The following is a 16,932-nucleotide window of genomic DNA, read 5'->3' on the forward strand; positions in this document are numbered from 1 at the left end:
GGCATTATCCTTTCGGTTTGAAAATAACAGCTACGATAAAGGCGAAAAGAATAGCGGCTGAGATACCGGCCGAGGTCAGCTCAAAAATCCCCATGCCGATTCCGATAAATCCGTGTATATGCGCCTGATGCATGGCGCCGTGCAGAAGACTGTGACCGAAGCTGACGATCGGAACGGTGGCGCCTCCTCCGGCAAATTCAATAAATTTATCGTAAATGCCGAAACCATCTAATATTGCACCGATTACAACAAATGATGTCATGACATGAGCTGGCGTCAATTTAAAAATATCCAAGAGCAGCTGGCCGACGATACAAATGGCCCCGCCGCAGACAAAAGCCAAAAGGTAGTCCATGTTAAGATGCACCTCCTGCACGCTCAAATACAACCCCGTGGGCGATAGTCGGGATGGTTTCTTTTTGCTGGATCATCGTCGGGCTTAATAGCGCCCCGGTCGCCACGACAAATACACGGTTTAATTTTCCTTCTCTCAGCTGCTTAAAAATATGAGAGTAGGTGACAACCGCTGAACAAGCACAGCCGCTCCCCCCGGCAAAGACCTGCTGATCCGGAGTGTAAATCAGAAGCCCGCAATCATCATGCTTTGTGCCGACTGGATATCCATCTTCTTTTAAAATGTCTTTTACGATTGGAGAACCGACGCCTGACAGGTCACCTGTCAGGATTAGATCATAATCATCCGCTGTCCGGTTGAGATCTTTAAAGTGCTGCTTAATCGTATCAGCTGCAGCCGGAGCCATAGCCGATCCCATATCAAAAGGATCTGTAATTCCTAAATCAGAAACCTTTCCGACAGTCGCACTTGTGATTTGGATATCACCCGGTGTCTGACTGATGACAACTGCACCGCTTCCGGTTACAGTGGAGGTAGCAGTGTCCGGTTTTTGCCCTCCGTATTCTGTCGGATAGCGAAACTGTCTTTCCGCAGTTGCATTGTGACTGCTAGTGGCAGCGAGTGCCCTTTTGGCAAACCCGCCATCAACTAAGGCTGATGCGACAGCCACTGTTTCCATTGATGTTGAACAGGCGCCAAACATACAAAGAAATGGGATTTTCAAGTGTCTTGCCACATAGTTAGCCGTCACGTTTTGATTCAGCAAGTCGCCTGCCAGCAATAGGTCAATATCATCTTTTGTCAGATTGTTTTTTTGAAGTGCAACATTAACAGCGTCTTCCATCAGCTGCCGTTCCGCCATTTCCCAGCTTTTTTGATTACAATGCATTTCGTCATAGGTTTTATCAAATAAAGAGCCGAGCGGTCCGTCTTTTTCCTTTGGTCCTGCTGCCGTTCCCGCTGAGTTGACAAATATGGGATGTTCAAATACCCAGGTTTGCTTTCCTGTTAATTTCATTTTCTTCTCCTCCTATGACATCAGTTTCTCAAAAGCAAACCGAATCATTCCAACGATGTATGCAGCTACAACTCCGAAAACAATAACATTTCCTGCCAGTTTAAACATATTTGTCGCTACTCCAAGCACTAATCCTTCGCTTTTATATTCAAGAGCCGCGCTTGCCATACTGTTGGCAAAACCTGTGACAGGTACGGCTGAACCTGCTCCTGCGAATTGTCCGATTCTGTCATAGATGCCGAACCCTGTAAGCAGGGCAGAAATTAGTATCAGCGTTGCAGCTGTTGGATTCCCCGCAGTTTTTTCATTGAAATCAAAAAAATGGATATAAAAATTTTGCAGACCTTGCCCAATTGCACAAATGAGCCCGCCCACTAAAAAGGCTTTTACACAGTTCCAGACGTAAGGCGGCTTAGGCTGATATGTTTTCACTTTTGATTTGTAATTTTCTTTTATGTTTGTCATCTTGAAACCTCCTTATGAATGGTCAATAAAGTACAGCCAGTGAAATAAAGATCCCGCGATTTTCCCAATCACGATGGCCATTAATAAAATAATGATTTTACTTCTGAGCCCGATTCGTTTCGCCAAAATCGGCAGGACATTTAAAACCTCTGTAAGAGCAGCCGCTAGCATCCCGACGAACAAACCTGCCAGAAGCCCGACCGGCACAGCTATCCATTTTGTTAGATAAAGATGATGCATATGAAGCGTCTCCCATCCCCCGCAAACCGCGCCAAGAATAACAGCCGCTTCATAAGCCTGAACAAATCTCATTGTTTTGGTGAGCTGCATCAGCCGCGGAATGATTCCCATTACGGTTAAAAAAGCAACGAAACCCGCCCCCACCGTTATGCCTCCGCCGAGCCCGACAAAAATAATGAACAATACACTAACGATCATGCAGATCCTTTATGGTTTCTTGATTCTCATGCATGGCCACATATTGATCGAGATCAAGCTGATAGTTAAACATCTCAACCTCAAGCGGGCTGGGCTCTTCATTTAGGCGCTTTTTAAATATGTGGTTAAAAAACACGATCATCCCCAGTCCCAAACCGATGCTGTATGGGATTTGAAGCAAATATGGATAGTCATTCCTCTCTCCGGTTATGATTTCATATAGTGCGATATGAACATCTCTCATGCTTACATCCTCATGAAAGTTCATGATGGCAAGACACGATCCAATAAAAAGAAGCAGCCAGACACCGATAAATAGAACCGTTGATAAATTTCGCTTTCGATACTGAATTTCAACAATGGTTTCTGCTCCGCCTACGGTTTGAACATCAAGTGTCGGATCTTGTAAATGAATGGCTCTGAGGACTTGTATGATATCCAGAATTACGATATTTTTATCTTTTTCGCTCACCTGATAAAGCGGCATAGCCGAAAGTTTCTTTTTCAGCTGAAGCTGCCCTTCTATTTGCGCGGCATCTCCAACGGTAATAATATCCCCTGGATGTGCCAGCACCCGGTGGCGAAGCCGGATAAATATTCGTCGTTCCATCATTGATCACCATCTTTCGGTGGTTATATATGTAGTATGTGGTTCGATTTTGTTCTCATTCATCCGCTCGAAAAGACCATAAATTACCACGCTTTTGCACACAAAAAAGCTAGCCTGCACTGCAGACTAGCCATCCGTATGATCCATTTGAACCTTGATCTGTTTTAATATTTTCTTTTCAAGCCTGGAAACCTGCACCTGAGAGATCCCGAGCCGCTCAGCCACCTCGGACTGTGTCTGGTCTTTATAATATCTGAGATAGACGATTAGTTTTTCCCTTTCCTCCAAATCGCTGATCGCTTCTTTCAGCGCAATTTTGTCAAACCATTTTTCTTCTGAGTTGTCAGCGATTTGATCGAGCAGGGTAATCGGATCTCCGTCATTTTCATAAACGGTTTCGTGAATCGAAGATGGAGCCCTTACCGCCTCTTGGGCCAGTACAACATCCTCAGCTTCAATCTCCAAATGGTCAGCGATCTCCTGCACCGTCGGCACTCTGCCCAGTGTTTTCGAAAGCTCATCCTTCGCGCGCCGGATTTTGTTTCCAAGCTCTTTTAATGACCTTGATACCTTTACGGTTCCGTCATCACGGATAAATCGCTGGATTTCTCCGATAATCATCGGCACTGCATACGTTGAAAAACGCACATCATAGGTTAAATCAAATTTGTCAACAGATTTTAACAGCCCGATGCAGCCGATCTGGAAGAGATCGTCAGGCTCATATCCTCTGTTTAAAAACCGCTGTACGACAGACCAAACAAGACGCATGTTTTTTTCTATGAGGAGGTCTCTTGCCTGCTGGTCGCCATTTTGGCTTTGTTTGATTAATTCCTTTACTTCATGATCCTTCAGCTGAGCGTTTTTGCCGTTTTTCTTAACCTCCACATCCATAACAAATCTCCTTAATTACAAAGCGCTTTGCTTTTTGATAAGTGCTTTGTTAAGCGAATCGTTGTTCCCATTTCAGGCGATGAATCGATACTGACATCATCCATGAAATTTTCCATAATGGTAAAGCCCATTCCAGAGCGCTCAAGCTCAGGCTTAGTCGTAAATAGAGGCTGACGGGCTTCTTCAAGATCTGTAATGCCTAAGCCTTCATCACGAATAGTCATATATACGACATGATCTTCCAGCGTCACTGAAATGTAAACTTTCCCTTCACAGTTCTCTTCATATCCATGAATAATCGCATTCGTGACAGCCTCTGACACGACTGTTTTGATTTCAGTCAGTTCATCCATTGTCGGGTCCAGCTGAGCTATAAATGAAGCAACTGTCACACGGGCGAACGATTCATTCTGACTGAGGGCAGAAAACTCAATGTGCATTTCATTTTTCATGATGCCACCCCCAGTGTCAGGAGCGCCTGCTGTTCAGATTGTTCAAATCGGATAATTTTAAACAGACCCGACATATCAAACAATCGCTTCACCGCAGGAGAGATAGCGCAAACAACCATTTCTCCGCCAATTTGCTTAATTTGCTTGTATCTTCCTAAAATAACGCCAAGCCCCGAGCTGTCCATAAAGGAAAGGTCCTCCAAGTTCAGCACGATATGGCGAATATCATCCTTCTCCAATGATTGAGTCACTTTTTGCTTCAGGGTTTCAGCCGTATGGTGATCGAGTTCGCCTGTTAATCGAATACAAAGCACAGATTCTTTGACATGCATGTCAATTCCAAGGCTCATGCTCATTCCTCCTTGATATGATCGGATAATGAGTGTTTCGATTTCGACGGAATGAATTCCTTCACCGTGACAAAACTAGTGGTCATTCGGCATAATTACTTAAATTTTGTCCAGTCTCCCATCGTCCGCTTCAAGAATGTGATAAACCCGGCTTTCTTCATATCTTCTTTTGCAGCAACAGGACTTTCAGCGAGTACTTCTCCATCCTTTTTCAGAACAAGAGTGCCAAGCTCTTGGCCTTTTTGAATCGGAGCACTAATATTGTCCTTCATCTTGATTTCTTTTTTCACATCGTTCATATCCTCGCCTTTTTTCGTCAATATTGAAATCGGCTCAGATGTAGTGAGTTCGATAAATTTTTGTTTCCCTTTTTTGACCTTTACTTTTGCTACTGTTTCATTTCGTTTATATAAAGGATGCGTTTCATACTGGCTAAAGGCGAAGTCAAGCATTTTTGTCACTTGCGCGTTTCTTTCTTTAGGCGTGCTCGCTCCGAATACAACCGCTATGGCCCGCATGTTTCCTTTTTTAGCCGAAGCAGTCAGACAATATTTCGCTTCGCCTGTATAGCCTGTTTTTACGCCGTCTACACCAGGATAAAATTTGATAAGGCGATTTGTATTCACAAGCCAAAACTTTTTATCTGTATTTTCACGCAGATAATCTTCATACGTGCCGGTAAACTTCGTAATTGATTCGTATTTCAATAATTCCTTAGCCATGATTGCCATGTCATAAGCAGAGCTGTAGTGTCCTTCCTCGGTCAATCCTGTTGGGTTTTTAAAGGATGTATTTTTCAATCCCAGCTCTTTTGCTTTTTTGTTCATTTTCTTCACAAATTCTTCTTCAGAGCCGGAAATAAATTCAGCCATGGCGACGGAAGCGTCATTTCCCGAAGCGATTGCGATGCCTTTCAGCATTTCTTTGACAGTCATTTCTTCGCCGGGCTCAAGGAATATCTGTGAGCCGCCCATTGACGCCGCATGCTCGCTTGTACGGACCTTATCACTCATTTTGATTTTGCCTTTATCTAAAGCTTCCATAATCAAAAGCATCGTCATAATTTTCGTCATGCTTGCAGGCGCCAGTCTCTCATTGCTGTTCTTGTTGTAAAGCACTTTTCCCGTGTCACGTTCTATCAGCACCGCAGACTTCGCTTCATGAGCAAGCTCCGATGTACGTTTTCCGTCTTGTTTTGCAAATGCAGACGGTGCAAATGTAAGCAGCATTATACCAATCAACAAAGTGGATAAAAGACGTTTCATCTCAAAAGCCCTCCATTTCATAATCCTTTTTATTTTTTCCAAGCGGGATGGTTTTATACGCCACTGATGGAAAATGTTTCGAATTTTGGGCATAAAAAAAGACAGCTGTGTGATATCAGACACAGCTGTCTTTTGGTCCTGCATTGATTCATATTTATTCGTACTGAGCGACGATCGCTTTAACAAGCTTTAAGAATCCAGCTTTTACTTTTTCGGTCACTTCCATAACTTCATCGTGACTTAAAGGCTGATCCAGAATTCCGGCTGCCGCGTTAGAGATGCAGGAAATGCCAAGAACCCGCATTCCCGCATGATTCGCCACAATGACTTCCGGAACAGTAGACATGCCGACAGCATCAGAACCCATCGTTCTTAAGAAACGGACTTCTGCCGGTGTTTCGTAAGAAGGTCCTGTCACAGCAGTGTACACGCCTTTTTGAATTGGGATATTAAGGTCTTTCGCAATCTTTTCAGCCAGGCTGGACAGATCTTTGTCATAGGCTGAAGACATATCTGGAAATCTGGCGCCGAAATCTGCTTCGTTTGGCCCGATTAACGGGTTTGTTCCCATAAAGTTGATATGATCGGTAATAATCATTAAGTCTCCCGCACGGAATTCAGTGTTGACACCGCCTGCGGCATTTGTCACGATCAACGCTTCCACACCGAGCGCTTTCATCACGCGTACAGGGAATGTGACTTTCTCCATTGAATAGCCTTCATAAAAATGAAAGCGGCCCTGCATTGCAATGACGGAAACTCCTTCAAGAGTGCCAAGCACAAGCTGTCCGGCATGCCCTTCAACAGTAGATACCGGGAATTCAGGTATGTCTTCATATTTCAGCTTGACCGGATTTTCGATTTCGTCCGCCAAAATGCCAAGACCTGAGCCTAAAATAAGGCCGATCTTCGGAGATTCCGGCAGGTTTTGTTTAATAAAAGCGGCTGCGCGTTCAATTCTGTCCTTCAAGAAACAGTCCCCCTATTGTAATAAAGATAAAAAGCTTTTCCCGTATTTCGGTTTATTCGTTTGGAAATTATCAGCGATCGTTGCGCCGATATCAGCAAATGTATCAGCAAGCGGCAGCATTTGCGCTTTCTTATGTTTTTTGCTGTAAGCGAGAATCGGCACATACTCGCGTGTATGGTCAGTCCCATGATGAATCGGATCATTGCCGTGGTCGGCTGTAATAATTAACAGATCGTCTTCTCTCATTTTTTCAAACACTTCCGGAAGCCGCGCATCAAATTCTTCAAGCGCGCGTCCGTAGCCTTCAGGGTCACGGCGGTGTCCGAATAACGCATCAAAATCAACAAGGTTCGCAAAGCTCAGACCCGTAAAGTCTTCTCCCAGCGTATCGATCACCTTGTCCATTCCGTCCATATTAGAAACCGTTCTGCGTGAAGAAGTAATGCCTTCTCCGTCGTAAATATCAGAGATTTTACCGATTGAAATCACATCTAAGCCGCTGTCTTTCAATTCATTCATGACAGTGCGATCAAACGGTTTAAGGGCATAGTCATGGCGGTTTGGCGTTCGTTTGAATTGACCCGGCTCTCCGACGAACGGCCGTGCAATAATGCGGCCAACCATATATTTCGGATCAAGCGTCAGCTCTCTCGCCGTTTCGCAAATGCGATACAGCTCCTCAAGCGGCACAACCTCTTCGTGAGCGGCAATTTGCAGAACAGAGTCAGCAGACGTGTAAACAATTAAAGCCCCTGTCTCCATGTGCTCCTGACCAAGCTCATCCAAAATCGCTGTGCCGGAAGCCGGCTTGTTTCCAATAATTTTGCGGCCAGATCTCTTTTCCAGCTCTTGAAGCAATTCATCAGGAAAGCCTTCCGGGAACACTTTAAATGGTTTATCAATGTATAAACCCATAATTTCCCAATGGCCGGTCATCGTATCTTTACCGTTTGACGCTTCTTGCATTTTTCCATAATAGGCAAGCGGATGTTCTGTTTTTTCTACACCTTTGATATCTTCGATAAGACCAAGGCCGAGCTTTGCCATATTTGGCATATGTAATCCATTCATATGCTCGGCAATATGACCGAGCGTATGAGCGCCTTCGTCATTAAAGTCAGCGGCATCCGGCGCTTCGCCGATTCCGACTGAGTCCATCACAATTAAAAACACACGATTATATTTGTATGCAGGCATCTTGAAAGCCTCCTTTTTTTCTATACGTCTATTGTATCGCTAAGAGGTCTGACAACTCAAGTATAAACCGTTTTCATTCCCGTTGACAATGCATTTGGAAATAATGAGAAACTTCAATATTTTCTGTCGCTCTAAACAAAAAAGCCGCAGCCACCTGCGGCTATGCTCGCGGATGAAACTGCTTGTACACATCCTTCAGCCTTGTTTTCGTCACATGCGTATAAATTTGCGTCGTGGATATATCCGCATGACCGAGCATTTCCTGCACCGCTCTTAAATCTGCCCCGTTCTCAAGCAGATGCGTCGCAAAGGAATGCCTGAGTGTATGCGGAGTCAGCTCTTTCTTAATGCCGGCTTCCAACGCGATTTTTTTCAGGTTCTTCCAAAATCCCTGGCGGCTGATCTGTTTGCCGTGATGATTTAAAAAGAGGGCGTCAGATACATTGTTTTTTAACAGTTTTCCCCTGGCTTTTGTCATATATTCCTCAATGGCGGAAGCAGCGGCTTCACCAATTGGTACAATCCGTTCTTTTCTTCCTTTGCCGAAGCATCGGATAAACCCCATAGATAAATGAACATCTGCCGTTTTCAACTCAATCATTTCACTGACTCGTATGCCTGTCGCATAAAGCAGCTCCAGCATTGCTTTATCCCGATAGCCGAATGGGCTCGTCAGCTTAGGCGTGTCCAATAATCGCTCGACTTCATTGAGTGCGAGCACCTTCGGAAGCGCCCGTTCCGTCTTTTGTGTTTCGATATGAACGGAAGGGTCCTTATCCGTTACTTTTTCCCTGAGCAGAAATTGATGAAAAGAGCGAATGGATGCCAAATGCCGCGCCGATGTCTTGCCGGATTTCCCCGAGTCCTTCAAATGCTTTAAGTATTGGATAATATGTATGCGGGTAACGTGATTCCAATCCGTAACATGAAGGGTTTCTGTTAAGTAGAGAGAATAGCTTTTCAAGTCACGTTCATAGGATACGATCGTATTTTGAGAGAGCCCTCTCTCTACCATGACGTAGTGGATGAAATCCTTTATTTGATCTTTCAATCTTGATCTACTCCCCATTTTGGTAAAAAAAGATCAACCGGTCGAGCCATCCGCCTTTTTCATCCTGATCCATTTCAACAACTTTTACAGCGGAGCCTTCCGGTTTATCATACCGATGATAGTTTTCATACTCTTGATTCACCCATATCATAGCATAATAGAACAAAGCGGTAAAACCGGTAAACAGGATGAAAACTTTCAATGCATCGACAGCTGTTTTCAGGAATCTTCCCATGTCCTAATCGATCCTTTCCTATGGTTCCAGTTATATAAACCATATGCCAAATCAGAAAGGTTTTATACATAGAAACAGCAAAAAACCCTTTCCCCATGAGAAAAGGTTCGCGCTCGGCACCGTCTATTCAGTTTCTTTTCCGTTACAGCGGTGGCAAATGCCGTGAAACGTCAATCTATGATCTTTAATCTTAAATTTCCAATCACGTTCAATGATTTCTTCCACGTCTTCAAGCAAATCTTCTTCAATTTCATCAACGGCTCCGCACTCCATGCACACCAAGTGGTGATGAAAGTGAGCTGCGCCCTCTTTCCGAAGGTCGTAACGGGACACACCGTCTCCAAAGTTAATTTTATCTACGACTTTTAATTCAGTTAATAATTCAAGCGTACGGTATACTGTAGCGAGACCGATCTCAGGAGATTTCTCTTTTACGAGGAGGTATACATCTTCTGCGCTTAAATGGTCTTCTTCGTTTTCAAGCAGCACTCTTACTGTCGCTTCACGCTGTGGCGTAAGTTTATAGCTGGATGAGTGCAGTTGTTTCTTAATACGATCAATACGGTTTTCCATGTCTTTCCCTCCTACGCCGCATTCCATGACTCATTATAACAAAATACGCGCAGAGTTCCAACTATAATTATTATAAACTGATAAATAAAACGGTTTTCTTTTAATAATGATTTTAAAAAAGTCTGGATGTAAGCTTTTCCATTAAAACAGGAGATAAGTATGCTTCAAAGAGAGATGAGATCAGCGCTAAAAACAGAATGACCAGCAGCACAAAGGCATACCGCCCGAACCATTGAATCGGCGCGTCATGGAGGCTTCGTTTCACGAACAGCTGTCTGATTAACTTTAAAGAAAACGCTATTGCACATGTGCCCATAATGAGATAAGCCGGAATCAGCAGCACATTTTGCGGCAAAACGGAGACAAATGATAGAAAAAACCCGCTCACTCCCATCTGATTGACAAGGAACCCGACAGTAAAGCCGACAACGATCCCTTTCAGAAAGATCATGATGAAAATAATCGGCATCCCAATGACGGAAATTCCCAGTATCCACATCAGGCCTAAATACTTTGCATTATGAAAGATACTTTGCCCAAACATATCAGCTGAACTTGCCTGTTTTCCATCCGAAAGCTGTCCAAAAAATTGACTTAAGTAGTAGTATAAATCTTCTTTCTGGCTGATGGTCATACTGTTGACAATAATCGCGCCAAAGATGACACCCATGAAAAACAGCACTGACACAAATATATAAAGAGAGAGATGATCTTTAACATGCCTGAGAAACATGTCCTTATAAGAGATTTTTCGCATACCGTTTCCTCCCGCCCGCTCTAGTGATTTGATTTAATAGATTGTATGAAAGAAACAGAAAAACATGCCCTTTTTCAAAAAGAAACGATAGAGACGAATGCTAGGCAGCTTTTTTGGGCACAAAAAAATCCTTATTATCAACCGCCGTATGATCATAAGGATTCTTATGCTTCCGTTTATTCAAAATCTCTTTTTTGCTTTTTGTCATTCTTTCATGCGTGCTGAAAGATGGTGTGCTGCCTCTTGCTAATAAGACGTCACGTCCACCGTTTCTCAGTTGATGCTCCCGCTTTTTTTTCGCTTGGCTTTTTGCCATGTGCTCACTCCCTTTTTTATTTTCAAAGGAATGATAACAAAATTGAACAATGATAAGAGAAAAAACAGCACCTGCTACGACAGGTGCTGTTTAGCTACATTTATTTCACTGCTGTAAGAGCTGCATGCTCGACAGCTGCTGCTACCGCATGATGGACTTTTGAATCAAGCGGCTGAGGGACAACATCACCTTGTTTAGTGCAAGCTGCGATGGCCTCTGCTGCTGCGACAAGCATATCATGATTAATCTCCGTGCTTTTTGCGTTAAGCGCTCCTCTAAAAATCCCCGGAAAACCGAGTACATTATTAACAGAACGCCCGTCAGCTGCATATGCGGCGCCAGCCTGCAGTGCGGCCTCCGGCTCAATTTCCGGCTTCGGATTCGATAAAGCCAAAATTACTTGACCAGAACGTACAAATTCCGGTTTTATTAAACCCGGAACGCCCGTTGTAGCAATGACAATATCACATGTTTCCATGAGCTCCTCAATACTGGAAACTGCCTGTCCGCCGTATTGTTCGAGACGGTTCATTGCTGACTCTGATTTGTCTGTTCCGTACACAGCATTCACACCATAAGCCATGAACATCCGGCAGATGGCCACGCCTGCTGCGCCAAGGCCGATTTGCCCCACTTTCGCTTCCTTCAGGTCAACCCCCGCACTCCTGCATGCCGAAATGGCAGCTGCCAGCGTCACTACAGCTGTACCATGCTGGTCATCGTGCATAACAGGGATGTTCAGCTCCTCTTTTAGGCGATCCTCGATTTCAAAACAATGCGGCGAACCGATATCCTCAAGAAGGATGCCGCTAAAGCCCAGAGAAATATGTTTTACTGTTTTGATGATTTCTTCAGGATCACTCGTATCAAGCAGTATCGGAATGCCGCTAATACCCGCCAGCTGATCAAATAAAGCAGCCTTTCCTTCCATGACAGGCATGCCAGCCACAGAGCCGATATTCCCAAGGCCTAAAATTGCGGTTCCATCCGTTACAATTGCAACAGAATTGCTGATCGTTGTATAAATAGAAGCTTTTTCAGGTTCTTTTTCGATCAGTCGGCACACGTCCGCAACACCTGGTGTGTAGACACGTCCCAGCTCTGCCAGTGAACGGATCGGCATTTTGCTTTTCATTTGGATTTTTCCGCCTTCATGTGCGGACAGGACTTCATCAGATACGGTGTGAAGCCTGATCCCTTCTCCGAGGGCCTGTACAGCCGCGATCACTTCCTGAAGCTGTTCTTCATTCTCCACTTGAACGGTAATATTCCGCATTGTGTAATTGGGTCCGACTTTTACCGTCTCCACTTCACCAATATCCCCGCCCAGAAGGCCGATGGCCGTAGCCACCCTTCCAAGATTTCCGGGAACCGAAGGCGTTTCGATCATCAGTGTCCGAATCATGTGTTTCGCTATCATTCAGTGATCCTCCCCTATTAGCCTAGTTTTTCGGCTTTAACTGTATTGTTTTTCGTATACCATATAAATTTTCCTGTATAACCATAGATAATTGCAAGACCTATTGCTACAAAACTGAGCCACATAAACGGCAGATAAGAGAAGGTAGAAACACCTAAAATACCAGCCATGTAAATCCCATTATCAGACCAAGGAACCATCCCCGAAGTCAATGTTCCCCCGACCTCTGAGTTACGTGATAACACTCTTCTGTCCAGATGTAAGCGATCATAGCTGTCTTCCATAATTTTCGGAGTCAAAATAAGAGATACATACATCGCACAGCCGAAGATGTTTGCTAAAAACGCTACGATCAGTGTAGATAAAGTGACATTGCCGGCAGATGTTAATTTCTTTTCAAACATAGAGACGATGACTTTCAGCACGCCGAGTTTCTCAAGCAGGCCTCCAAAACCAAGACCAAATATAATCACGACAAGGGAACTGAGCATTCCGACAATTCCGCCGCGGTTTAACAAGCCGTTCAAAAATTCAACATCGGTTTTAATAGAAAATCCGTTGTACGCAGTGGCAATCGCATCCGCAATATTCATGCCCTGGAACACAGCAGCCCAGATTGCGCCAAGCAAAGCACCGATCACGATAACCGGCATCGACGGCTTTTTCATCGCTAATAAGACAATGACGACAACAGCCGGAATCAGCATCCAAATATGAATATCAAACGTATTTTGCAAAGATGATTTCAAAAATTCAACTTTATCAAGATCAATATTTTTCCCGCCGTACATAAAGCCGGTAATAGTAAATAAAATAGCCGTAATCACATATGCAGGTATTGATAAATAAAGCATTGCTCTCACGTGGTCCAATACATCAACTTTTGATAGTGAGGAAGCCAAAACTGTACTGTCAGACAGAGGAGAAAGCTTGTCCCCAAAATATGCGCCTGAAAGGATAGCTCCCGCTACAAGAGGAAGCGGAATCCCTAATCCTTCTCCAATTGCGATCATGGCGATGCCGGCAGTTCCGACTGTTCCCCATGATGTTCCTGTTGCCACAGACATGATTGAACAAATAATCAATGTTGCTAGTAAAAAGATACTAGGGTGAATAAATTCTAATCCGTAATAAATCAGTGTCGGCACAACGCCTCCGGCAATCCATGTTCCAATGAGCGCCCCAACTGAAACGAGAATCAGAACAGCTTCAAGACCGTTTGATATTCCATGCAGAATCGCATTTTGCATATCTTTATAAGAATAACCGAGTCTGATTCCGAGAATCATTGCAATAAACCAGGAAATGAAGAGCGCGAGCTGTATCGGCAAGTCTAAAAAGACTGTAAACGACATGACAAGTGCTAAAAATGATCCTAGTACAATAATAATTTCGAATAGTGTTGGCAGTCTTACATCCTTCATAAGAAGTCCCCCTTCATGTAAAAAGCTAAAACGCTTTCAATAAATAGTGCAACACGTATACTATACTTCCTCATCCCTATGTTGTAAACAGCTTATTCATCCGATTATTCGGAGATGAATAAGCTGCATTTTGTTCAAATTTTATTTTTCTAAGAGTTCTTTTCCTGCAATCCCTGGTTTTGTCATTTCATATGGATTTAAAATAATATCCAATTCTTCTTCTGTCAGCACATCATGCTGCAGGCAAAGGTCACGGACTGATTGGCCTGTCATAATCGCTTCCCTGGCAATTCTGGCAGCCGCTTCATATCCAAGATGCGGATTGACAGCTGTGATCACGCCTGCGCTTTTTTCTACGTATTGCTTCATACGCTTTTCGTTGGCTTCAATGCCTTTTAAGCAGTTGTCAGTGAACGAACGGAAGCCGTTGTTCATGATGCTGATGGATTGAAGCAAATTAAAGACAAGCACGGGCTCCATGACGTTCAACTCAAGCTGGCCGGCTTCTGAAGCAAGGCAGATTGTATTGTCGTTTCCAATAACCTGGAACGCAATTTGGTTGATCAGCTCCGCCATAACCGGATTGACTTTCCCCGGCATAATAGATGAACCCGGCTGACGTGCAGGCAGAGAAATTTCCGCAAGTCCGGCGCGCGGTCCCGACGCCATTAAGCGCAGGTCGTTTGCGATCTTCGACATGTTCATCATGCAGACTTTTAATGAAGCTGATACCTCTGTATAGGCATCTGTATTTTGTGTCGCATCAACAAGATGATCAGCGCCGACAAGAGGAAGCCCGCTAATATCAGCAAGGTGCTTTACTACCTGTTTGATATATTCAGGATCAGCGTTCAGCCCTGTACCAACAGCAGTTGCGCCCATGTTGACTTCATACAGGTGCTGGCGCGATTGCTTGATTCGTTTGATATCTCGCTCGAGAACACGGCTGTAAGCTTCGAATTCCTGGCCAAGACGGATCGGAACCGCATCTTGAAGGTGTGTCCGGCCCATTTTAATAACAGAGTCAAACTCCTGTGCTTTTTGCTTAAACACACTATGCATATCTTCCATTGTTTTCAGCAGTTTTTCCAAGAGCTTCAATGTGGAAATATGAATAGCAGTCGGGAACACATCGTTCGTAGACTGTGACATGTTCACATGTGTGTTTGGACTTAAATGGATATAATCTCCCTTTTTATGTCCCATGATTTCAAGCGCCCGGTTTCCGATAACCTCATTCGCGTTCATGTTCATAGAAGTTCCGGCACCGCCCTGAATCGGATCGACGATAAACTGATCGTGCCACTTGCCTTCCAGAATCTCGTCAGCGGCTTGTACGATAGCTTGGCCAATTCCTTCATACAGCCGTTTCACGTCCATGTTGGCAAGAGCCGCAGCTTTTTTCACAATCGCCAGTGCGTTAATCATTTCCTCATGGATTTTGTATCCTGTGATCGGGAAATTTTCAGAAGCACGGAGCGTCTGAATTCCGTAATAAACATCTGCCTCAATTTGTTTTTCCCCAAGGAAGTCTTTTTCCACGCGATATTCTTTTTGGCCGTTTAACATAATCTTTAACCTTCTTTCTCTTTGCTGGTTATCGTTTTTACATTTTACAGGACAACGTCATCAGCTATCGGCGTTTCCATAATTCTCTTGACGACAGGAAGATCCGAAGACTGACCTAGCGCCCACATCAATTTTGGCACAATTGCTTCTGTGTTCATATTTCTTGATCGGATAATTAAGTCTTGGTTGACTCTGCGGCCAACCTCGTAAATGCTCATGTCTTCGCCTTCTTCAAGACATTGAGTCGTAATGACGACGACAATGCCGCTTTCGATCAGCTCATTCACTTTTGACAAAATGTCCCTGCCTTCAAACGGCACCCCTCCGCTGCCATAACTCTCAATGACAATTCCTTTGTACATGCTTTTCAGGGCATCAAACATTTCGGGCTTTAAGCCTGGATGCAGCTTCAGCAGACATACATCTGTGCATAGTGAAGTGTCAACTGTGAAGGTGTCGTTCTCAGGTTCCGTTACTTGTTTGTTGTATTCGATCCCGTCTTCATTGATAAAAGCGATATATGGGTAATTGATGCTTTCAAATGCGTCGTAGCTTTTCGTTCTTAATTTGATCGCACGCGTTCCCTGAATGACTCTGCCGTCAAATACAACATAAACGCCGCCCACGCCTTCACAGGCAAATCGAATGGCATCAGTAATATTTTTTTTGGCATCGGTTTTTTGGAACGTGATCGGAATCTGCGAGCCGGTGATGACAATCGGCTTTTTGGCATGCTGCAGCATATACGATAGTGCGGCAGATGTATAGGCCATTGTATCTGTACCGTGAGTAATAACAAACCCGTCATAGGCATCATAATTTTCCTTAACGGCTTCCGCTATTTCCACCCAGTATTCAGGCTGCATATTGGTGCTGTCTATATTCATAAGCGACTGAGTTTCCATTGTGTAATCGTTATCAAGTTTTGATACGTAACTTAATAATTCATCAGCCTTGACTCCGGGAGCCAGCCCATTTTCCCCTTCAACTGAAGCAATCGTTCCCCCAGTTGTCAACATCAATAATTTTTTCATACCATGCACCTCTTCACTGTATCTAAAGATGGGTTGCGAGAAGGTATTCGCTTTTCGCATACTTTTAATGCAATTATAGACACGGAAAATAAAATACGCAAGACATTATTATTCAATTCGCGTACACTTCCTAATACCTATATGATATAATCAGCTCAAGGTGAAAAAGGAGCGGAAGTTCATGAATCTAGATCGTTTAACTGAATTGAGAAAAAAGAAAAATTGGTCGCTTCAATATACAGCTGACCTTCTCGGTATCGCAAAAAGCACATATGCCGGCTACGAGTCAGGCTACCGACGGCCTTCACTTGAAGCGCTTGCCATGCTGGCTGACCTCTTTGACACAACCTGCGATGAACTTTTAGGCCGCGAGAAACAAAAGCAGACTGCTCCTCAGGCCATAGAATTGGCCACGTGGAGCAGCCTTGACTTTACCATTTCTGTTGATGGCCAGCCGCTGAGTGAAGATGAAATCATCCAGCTGATTACCTTTATACGCACAAAAAGAAAAGTACAGGAGGAACTGAGTTAATCTTTAG

Annotated in this window: 21 protein-coding genes; 1 reads left to right on the forward strand and 20 read right to left on the reverse strand. The window is 44.0% G+C overall.

What is annotated here, in order from left to right:
* Positions 1-4: 4 nt before the first annotated feature.
* The 20 genes from spoVAE to ansA all read right to left on the reverse strand — a co-directional run bounded on the left by spoVAE (position 5) and on the right by ansA (position 16,393).
* The gene (spoVAE, locus tag NYE56_RS11330) at positions 5-355 is read right to left on the reverse strand and encodes a stage V sporulation protein AE (protein WP_003230467.1); all 351 of its coding nucleotides are present in this window, start codon (positions 353-355) and stop codon (positions 5-7) included.
* A 1-nt stretch (position 356) separates the two neighbouring features.
* Positions 357-1,373 (reverse strand): stage V sporulation protein AD, encoded by a 1,017-nt coding sequence (spoVAD, locus tag NYE56_RS11335; RefSeq protein ID WP_003230465.1) that lies wholly within the window; start codon positions 1,371-1,373, stop codon positions 357-359.
* A gap of 12 nt (positions 1,374-1,385) precedes the next feature.
* Positions 1,386-1,838: a stage V sporulation protein AC gene (spoVAC, locus tag NYE56_RS11340; protein ID WP_003223947.1), complete on the reverse strand. Its 453-nt coding sequence runs from the start codon at positions 1,836-1,838 to the stop codon at positions 1,386-1,388.
* Between the two features lie 12 nt (positions 1,839-1,850).
* Positions 1,851-2,276, reverse strand: coding sequence for a stage V sporulation protein SpoVAB (spoVAB, locus tag NYE56_RS11345; protein ID WP_047182829.1), 426 nt, complete (start codon positions 2,274-2,276; stop codon positions 1,851-1,853).
* The gene (spoVAA, locus tag NYE56_RS11350; RefSeq protein WP_015714205.1) at positions 2,266-2,886 is read right to left on the reverse strand and encodes a stage V sporulation protein SpoVAA; all 621 of its coding nucleotides are present in this window, start codon (positions 2,884-2,886) and stop codon (positions 2,266-2,268) included. Before spoVAA ends, spoVAB begins: the two co-directional genes overlap by 11 nt.
* A 126-nt stretch (positions 2,887-3,012) precedes the next feature.
* On the reverse strand, positions 3,013-3,780 hold the full coding sequence (gene sigF, locus NYE56_RS11355) for an RNA polymerase sporulation sigma factor SigF (protein ID WP_003230458.1): 768 nt from the start codon (positions 3,778-3,780) through the stop codon (positions 3,013-3,015).
* Between the two features lie 11 nt (positions 3,781-3,791).
* Positions 3,792-4,232: an anti-sigma F factor gene (gene spoIIAB / locus NYE56_RS11360; RefSeq protein ID WP_014477237.1), complete on the reverse strand. Its 441-nt coding sequence runs from the start codon at positions 4,230-4,232 to the stop codon at positions 3,792-3,794.
* Entirely contained in the window at positions 4,229-4,582 is a 354-nt protein-coding gene (gene spoIIAA / locus NYE56_RS11365) for an anti-sigma F factor antagonist (RefSeq protein WP_003223957.1), read from the reverse strand. The genes spoIIAB and spoIIAA overlap by 4 nt, the downstream gene beginning before the upstream one ends.
* A 95-nt stretch (positions 4,583-4,677) precedes the next feature.
* Positions 4,678-5,847 carry a D-alanyl-D-alanine carboxypeptidase DacF gene (gene dacF, locus NYE56_RS11370; protein WP_031315198.1) on the reverse strand — a complete coding sequence of 390 codons (1,170 nt, stop codon included), beginning with the start codon at positions 5,845-5,847 and terminating at the stop codon, positions 4,678-4,680.
* 154 nt (positions 5,848-6,001) lie between these two features.
* On the reverse strand, positions 6,002-6,817 hold the full coding sequence (locus NYE56_RS11375) for a purine nucleoside phosphorylase I, inosine and guanosine-specific (protein WP_003230447.1): 816 nt from the start codon (positions 6,815-6,817) through the stop codon (positions 6,002-6,004).
* A 12-nt stretch (positions 6,818-6,829) separates the two neighbouring features.
* The gene (deoB, locus tag NYE56_RS11380) at positions 6,830-8,014 is read right to left on the reverse strand and encodes a phosphopentomutase (RefSeq protein ID WP_015251776.1); all 1,185 of its coding nucleotides are present in this window, start codon (positions 8,012-8,014) and stop codon (positions 6,830-6,832) included.
* 160 nt (positions 8,015-8,174) lie between these two features.
* A complete protein-coding gene (gene xerD / locus NYE56_RS11385) occupies positions 8,175-9,065 on the reverse strand; it encodes a site-specific tyrosine recombinase XerD (RefSeq protein WP_004398985.1) in 891 nt (296 codons plus the stop codon).
* 7 nt (positions 9,066-9,072) lie between these two features.
* Positions 9,073-9,300: a YqzK family protein gene (locus NYE56_RS11390; RefSeq protein WP_014477240.1), complete on the reverse strand. Its 228-nt coding sequence runs from the start codon at positions 9,298-9,300 to the stop codon at positions 9,073-9,075.
* 123 nt (positions 9,301-9,423) lie between these two features.
* On the reverse strand, positions 9,424-9,873 hold the full coding sequence (gene fur, locus NYE56_RS11395; protein WP_003223972.1) for a ferric iron uptake transcriptional regulator: 450 nt from the start codon (positions 9,871-9,873) through the stop codon (positions 9,424-9,426).
* Between the two features lie 112 nt (positions 9,874-9,985).
* The gene (spoIIM, locus tag NYE56_RS11400) at positions 9,986-10,630 is read right to left on the reverse strand and encodes a stage II sporulation protein M (RefSeq protein ID WP_004398593.1); all 645 of its coding nucleotides are present in this window, start codon (positions 10,628-10,630) and stop codon (positions 9,986-9,988) included.
* A 100-nt stretch (positions 10,631-10,730) separates the two neighbouring features.
* Positions 10,731-10,946: a hypothetical protein gene (locus NYE56_RS11405; RefSeq protein WP_341283864.1), complete on the reverse strand. Its 216-nt coding sequence runs from the start codon at positions 10,944-10,946 to the stop codon at positions 10,731-10,733.
* 100 nt (positions 10,947-11,046) lie between these two features.
* The gene (locus NYE56_RS11410) at positions 11,047-12,366 is read right to left on the reverse strand and encodes an NAD-dependent malic enzyme (RefSeq protein WP_268555471.1); all 1,320 of its coding nucleotides are present in this window, start codon (positions 12,364-12,366) and stop codon (positions 11,047-11,049) included.
* Between the two features lie 17 nt (positions 12,367-12,383).
* On the reverse strand, positions 12,384-13,790 hold the full coding sequence (gene mleN / locus NYE56_RS11415) for a malate-H+/Na+-lactate antiporter MleN (protein ID WP_032726072.1): 1,407 nt from the start codon (positions 13,788-13,790) through the stop codon (positions 12,384-12,386).
* 141 nt (positions 13,791-13,931) lie between these two features.
* Complete coding sequence (gene aspA, locus NYE56_RS11420) at positions 13,932-15,359, reverse strand: aspartate ammonia-lyase (protein WP_003230430.1); 1,428 nt, start codon at positions 15,357-15,359, stop codon at positions 13,932-13,934.
* Positions 15,360-15,403: 44 nt separating this feature from the next.
* The gene (ansA, locus tag NYE56_RS11425) at positions 15,404-16,393 is read right to left on the reverse strand and encodes an asparaginase (protein ID WP_004399032.1); all 990 of its coding nucleotides are present in this window, start codon (positions 16,391-16,393) and stop codon (positions 15,404-15,406) included.
* Between the two features lie 181 nt (positions 16,394-16,574).
* On the opposite strand from ansA, the gene ansR reads away from it, so the two are divergent.
* The gene (gene ansR, locus NYE56_RS11430; RefSeq protein ID WP_004399024.1) at positions 16,575-16,925 is read left to right on the forward strand and encodes an HTH-type transcriptional regulator AnsR; all 351 of its coding nucleotides are present in this window, start codon (positions 16,575-16,577) and stop codon (positions 16,923-16,925) included.
* Positions 16,926-16,932: the final 7 nt, after the last annotated feature.

It is taken from the genome of Bacillus sp. FSL R5-0603, assembly GCF_038050295.1.
Classification (GTDB): Bacteria; Bacillota; Bacilli; order Bacillales; family Bacillaceae; genus Bacillus; species Bacillus subtilis.

What these genes read in the sequence shown, in the direction of transcription:
- spoVAE (WP_003230467.1), bottom strand. Translation starts at nt 355, where the DNA reads ATGGACTACCTTTTGGCTTTTGTCTGCGGCGGGGCCATTTGTATCGTC.
- spoVAD (WP_003230465.1), bottom strand. Translation starts at nt 1,373, where the DNA reads ATGAAATTAACAGGAAAGCAAACCTGGGTATTTGAACATCCCATATTT.
- spoVAC (WP_003223947.1), bottom strand. Translation starts at nt 1,838, where the DNA reads ATGACAAACATAAAAGAAAATTACAAATCAAAAGTGAAAACATATCAG.
- spoVAB (WP_047182829.1), bottom strand. Translation starts at nt 2,276, where the DNA reads ATGATCGTTAGTGTATTGTTCATTATTTTTGTCGGGCTCGGCGGAGGC.
- spoVAA (WP_015714205.1), bottom strand. Translation starts at nt 2,886, where the DNA reads ATGGAACGACGAATATTTATCCGGCTTCGCCACCGGGTGCTGGCACAT.
- sigF (WP_003230458.1), bottom strand. Translation starts at nt 3,780, where the DNA reads ATGGATGTGGAGGTTAAGAAAAACGGCAAAAACGCTCAGCTGAAGGAT.
- spoIIAB (WP_014477237.1), bottom strand. Translation starts at nt 4,232, where the DNA reads ATGAAAAATGAAATGCACATTGAGTTTTCTGCCCTCAGTCAGAATGAA.
- spoIIAA (WP_003223957.1), bottom strand. Translation starts at nt 4,582, where the DNA reads ATGAGCCTTGGAATTGACATGCATGTCAAAGAATCTGTGCTTTGTATT.
- dacF (WP_031315198.1), bottom strand. Translation starts at nt 5,847, where the DNA reads ATGAAACGTCTTTTATCCACTTTGTTGATTGGTATAATGCTGCTTACA.
- deoB (WP_015251776.1), bottom strand. Translation starts at nt 8,014, where the DNA reads ATGCCTGCATACAAATATAATCGTGTGTTTTTAATTGTGATGGACTCA.
- NYE56_RS11390 (WP_014477240.1), bottom strand. Translation starts at nt 9,300, where the DNA reads ATGGGAAGATTCCTGAAAACAGCTGTCGATGCATTGAAAGTTTTCATC.
- fur (WP_003223972.1), bottom strand. Translation starts at nt 9,873, where the DNA reads ATGGAAAACCGTATTGATCGTATTAAGAAACAACTGCACTCATCCAGC.
- spoIIM (WP_004398593.1), bottom strand. Translation starts at nt 10,630, where the DNA reads ATGCGAAAAATCTCTTATAAGGACATGTTTCTCAGGCATGTTAAAGAT.
- NYE56_RS11405 (WP_341283864.1), bottom strand. Translation starts at nt 10,946, where the DNA reads ATGGCAAAAAGCCAAGCGAAAAAAAAGCGGGAGCATCAACTGAGAAAC.
- NYE56_RS11410 (WP_268555471.1), bottom strand. Translation starts at nt 12,366, where the DNA reads ATGATAGCGAAACACATGATTCGGACACTGATGATCGAAACGCCTTCG.
- mleN (WP_032726072.1), bottom strand. Translation starts at nt 13,790, where the DNA reads ATGAAGGATGTAAGACTGCCAACACTATTCGAAATTATTATTGTACTA.
- aspA (WP_003230430.1), bottom strand. Translation starts at nt 15,359, where the DNA reads ATGTTAAACGGCCAAAAAGAATATCGCGTGGAAAAAGACTTCCTTGGG.
- ansA (WP_004399032.1), bottom strand. Translation starts at nt 16,393, where the DNA reads ATGAAAAAATTATTGATGTTGACAACTGGGGGAACGATTGCTTCAGTT.
- ansR (WP_004399024.1), top strand. Translation starts at nt 16,575, where the DNA reads ATGAATCTAGATCGTTTAACTGAATTGAGAAAAAAGAAAAATTGGTCG.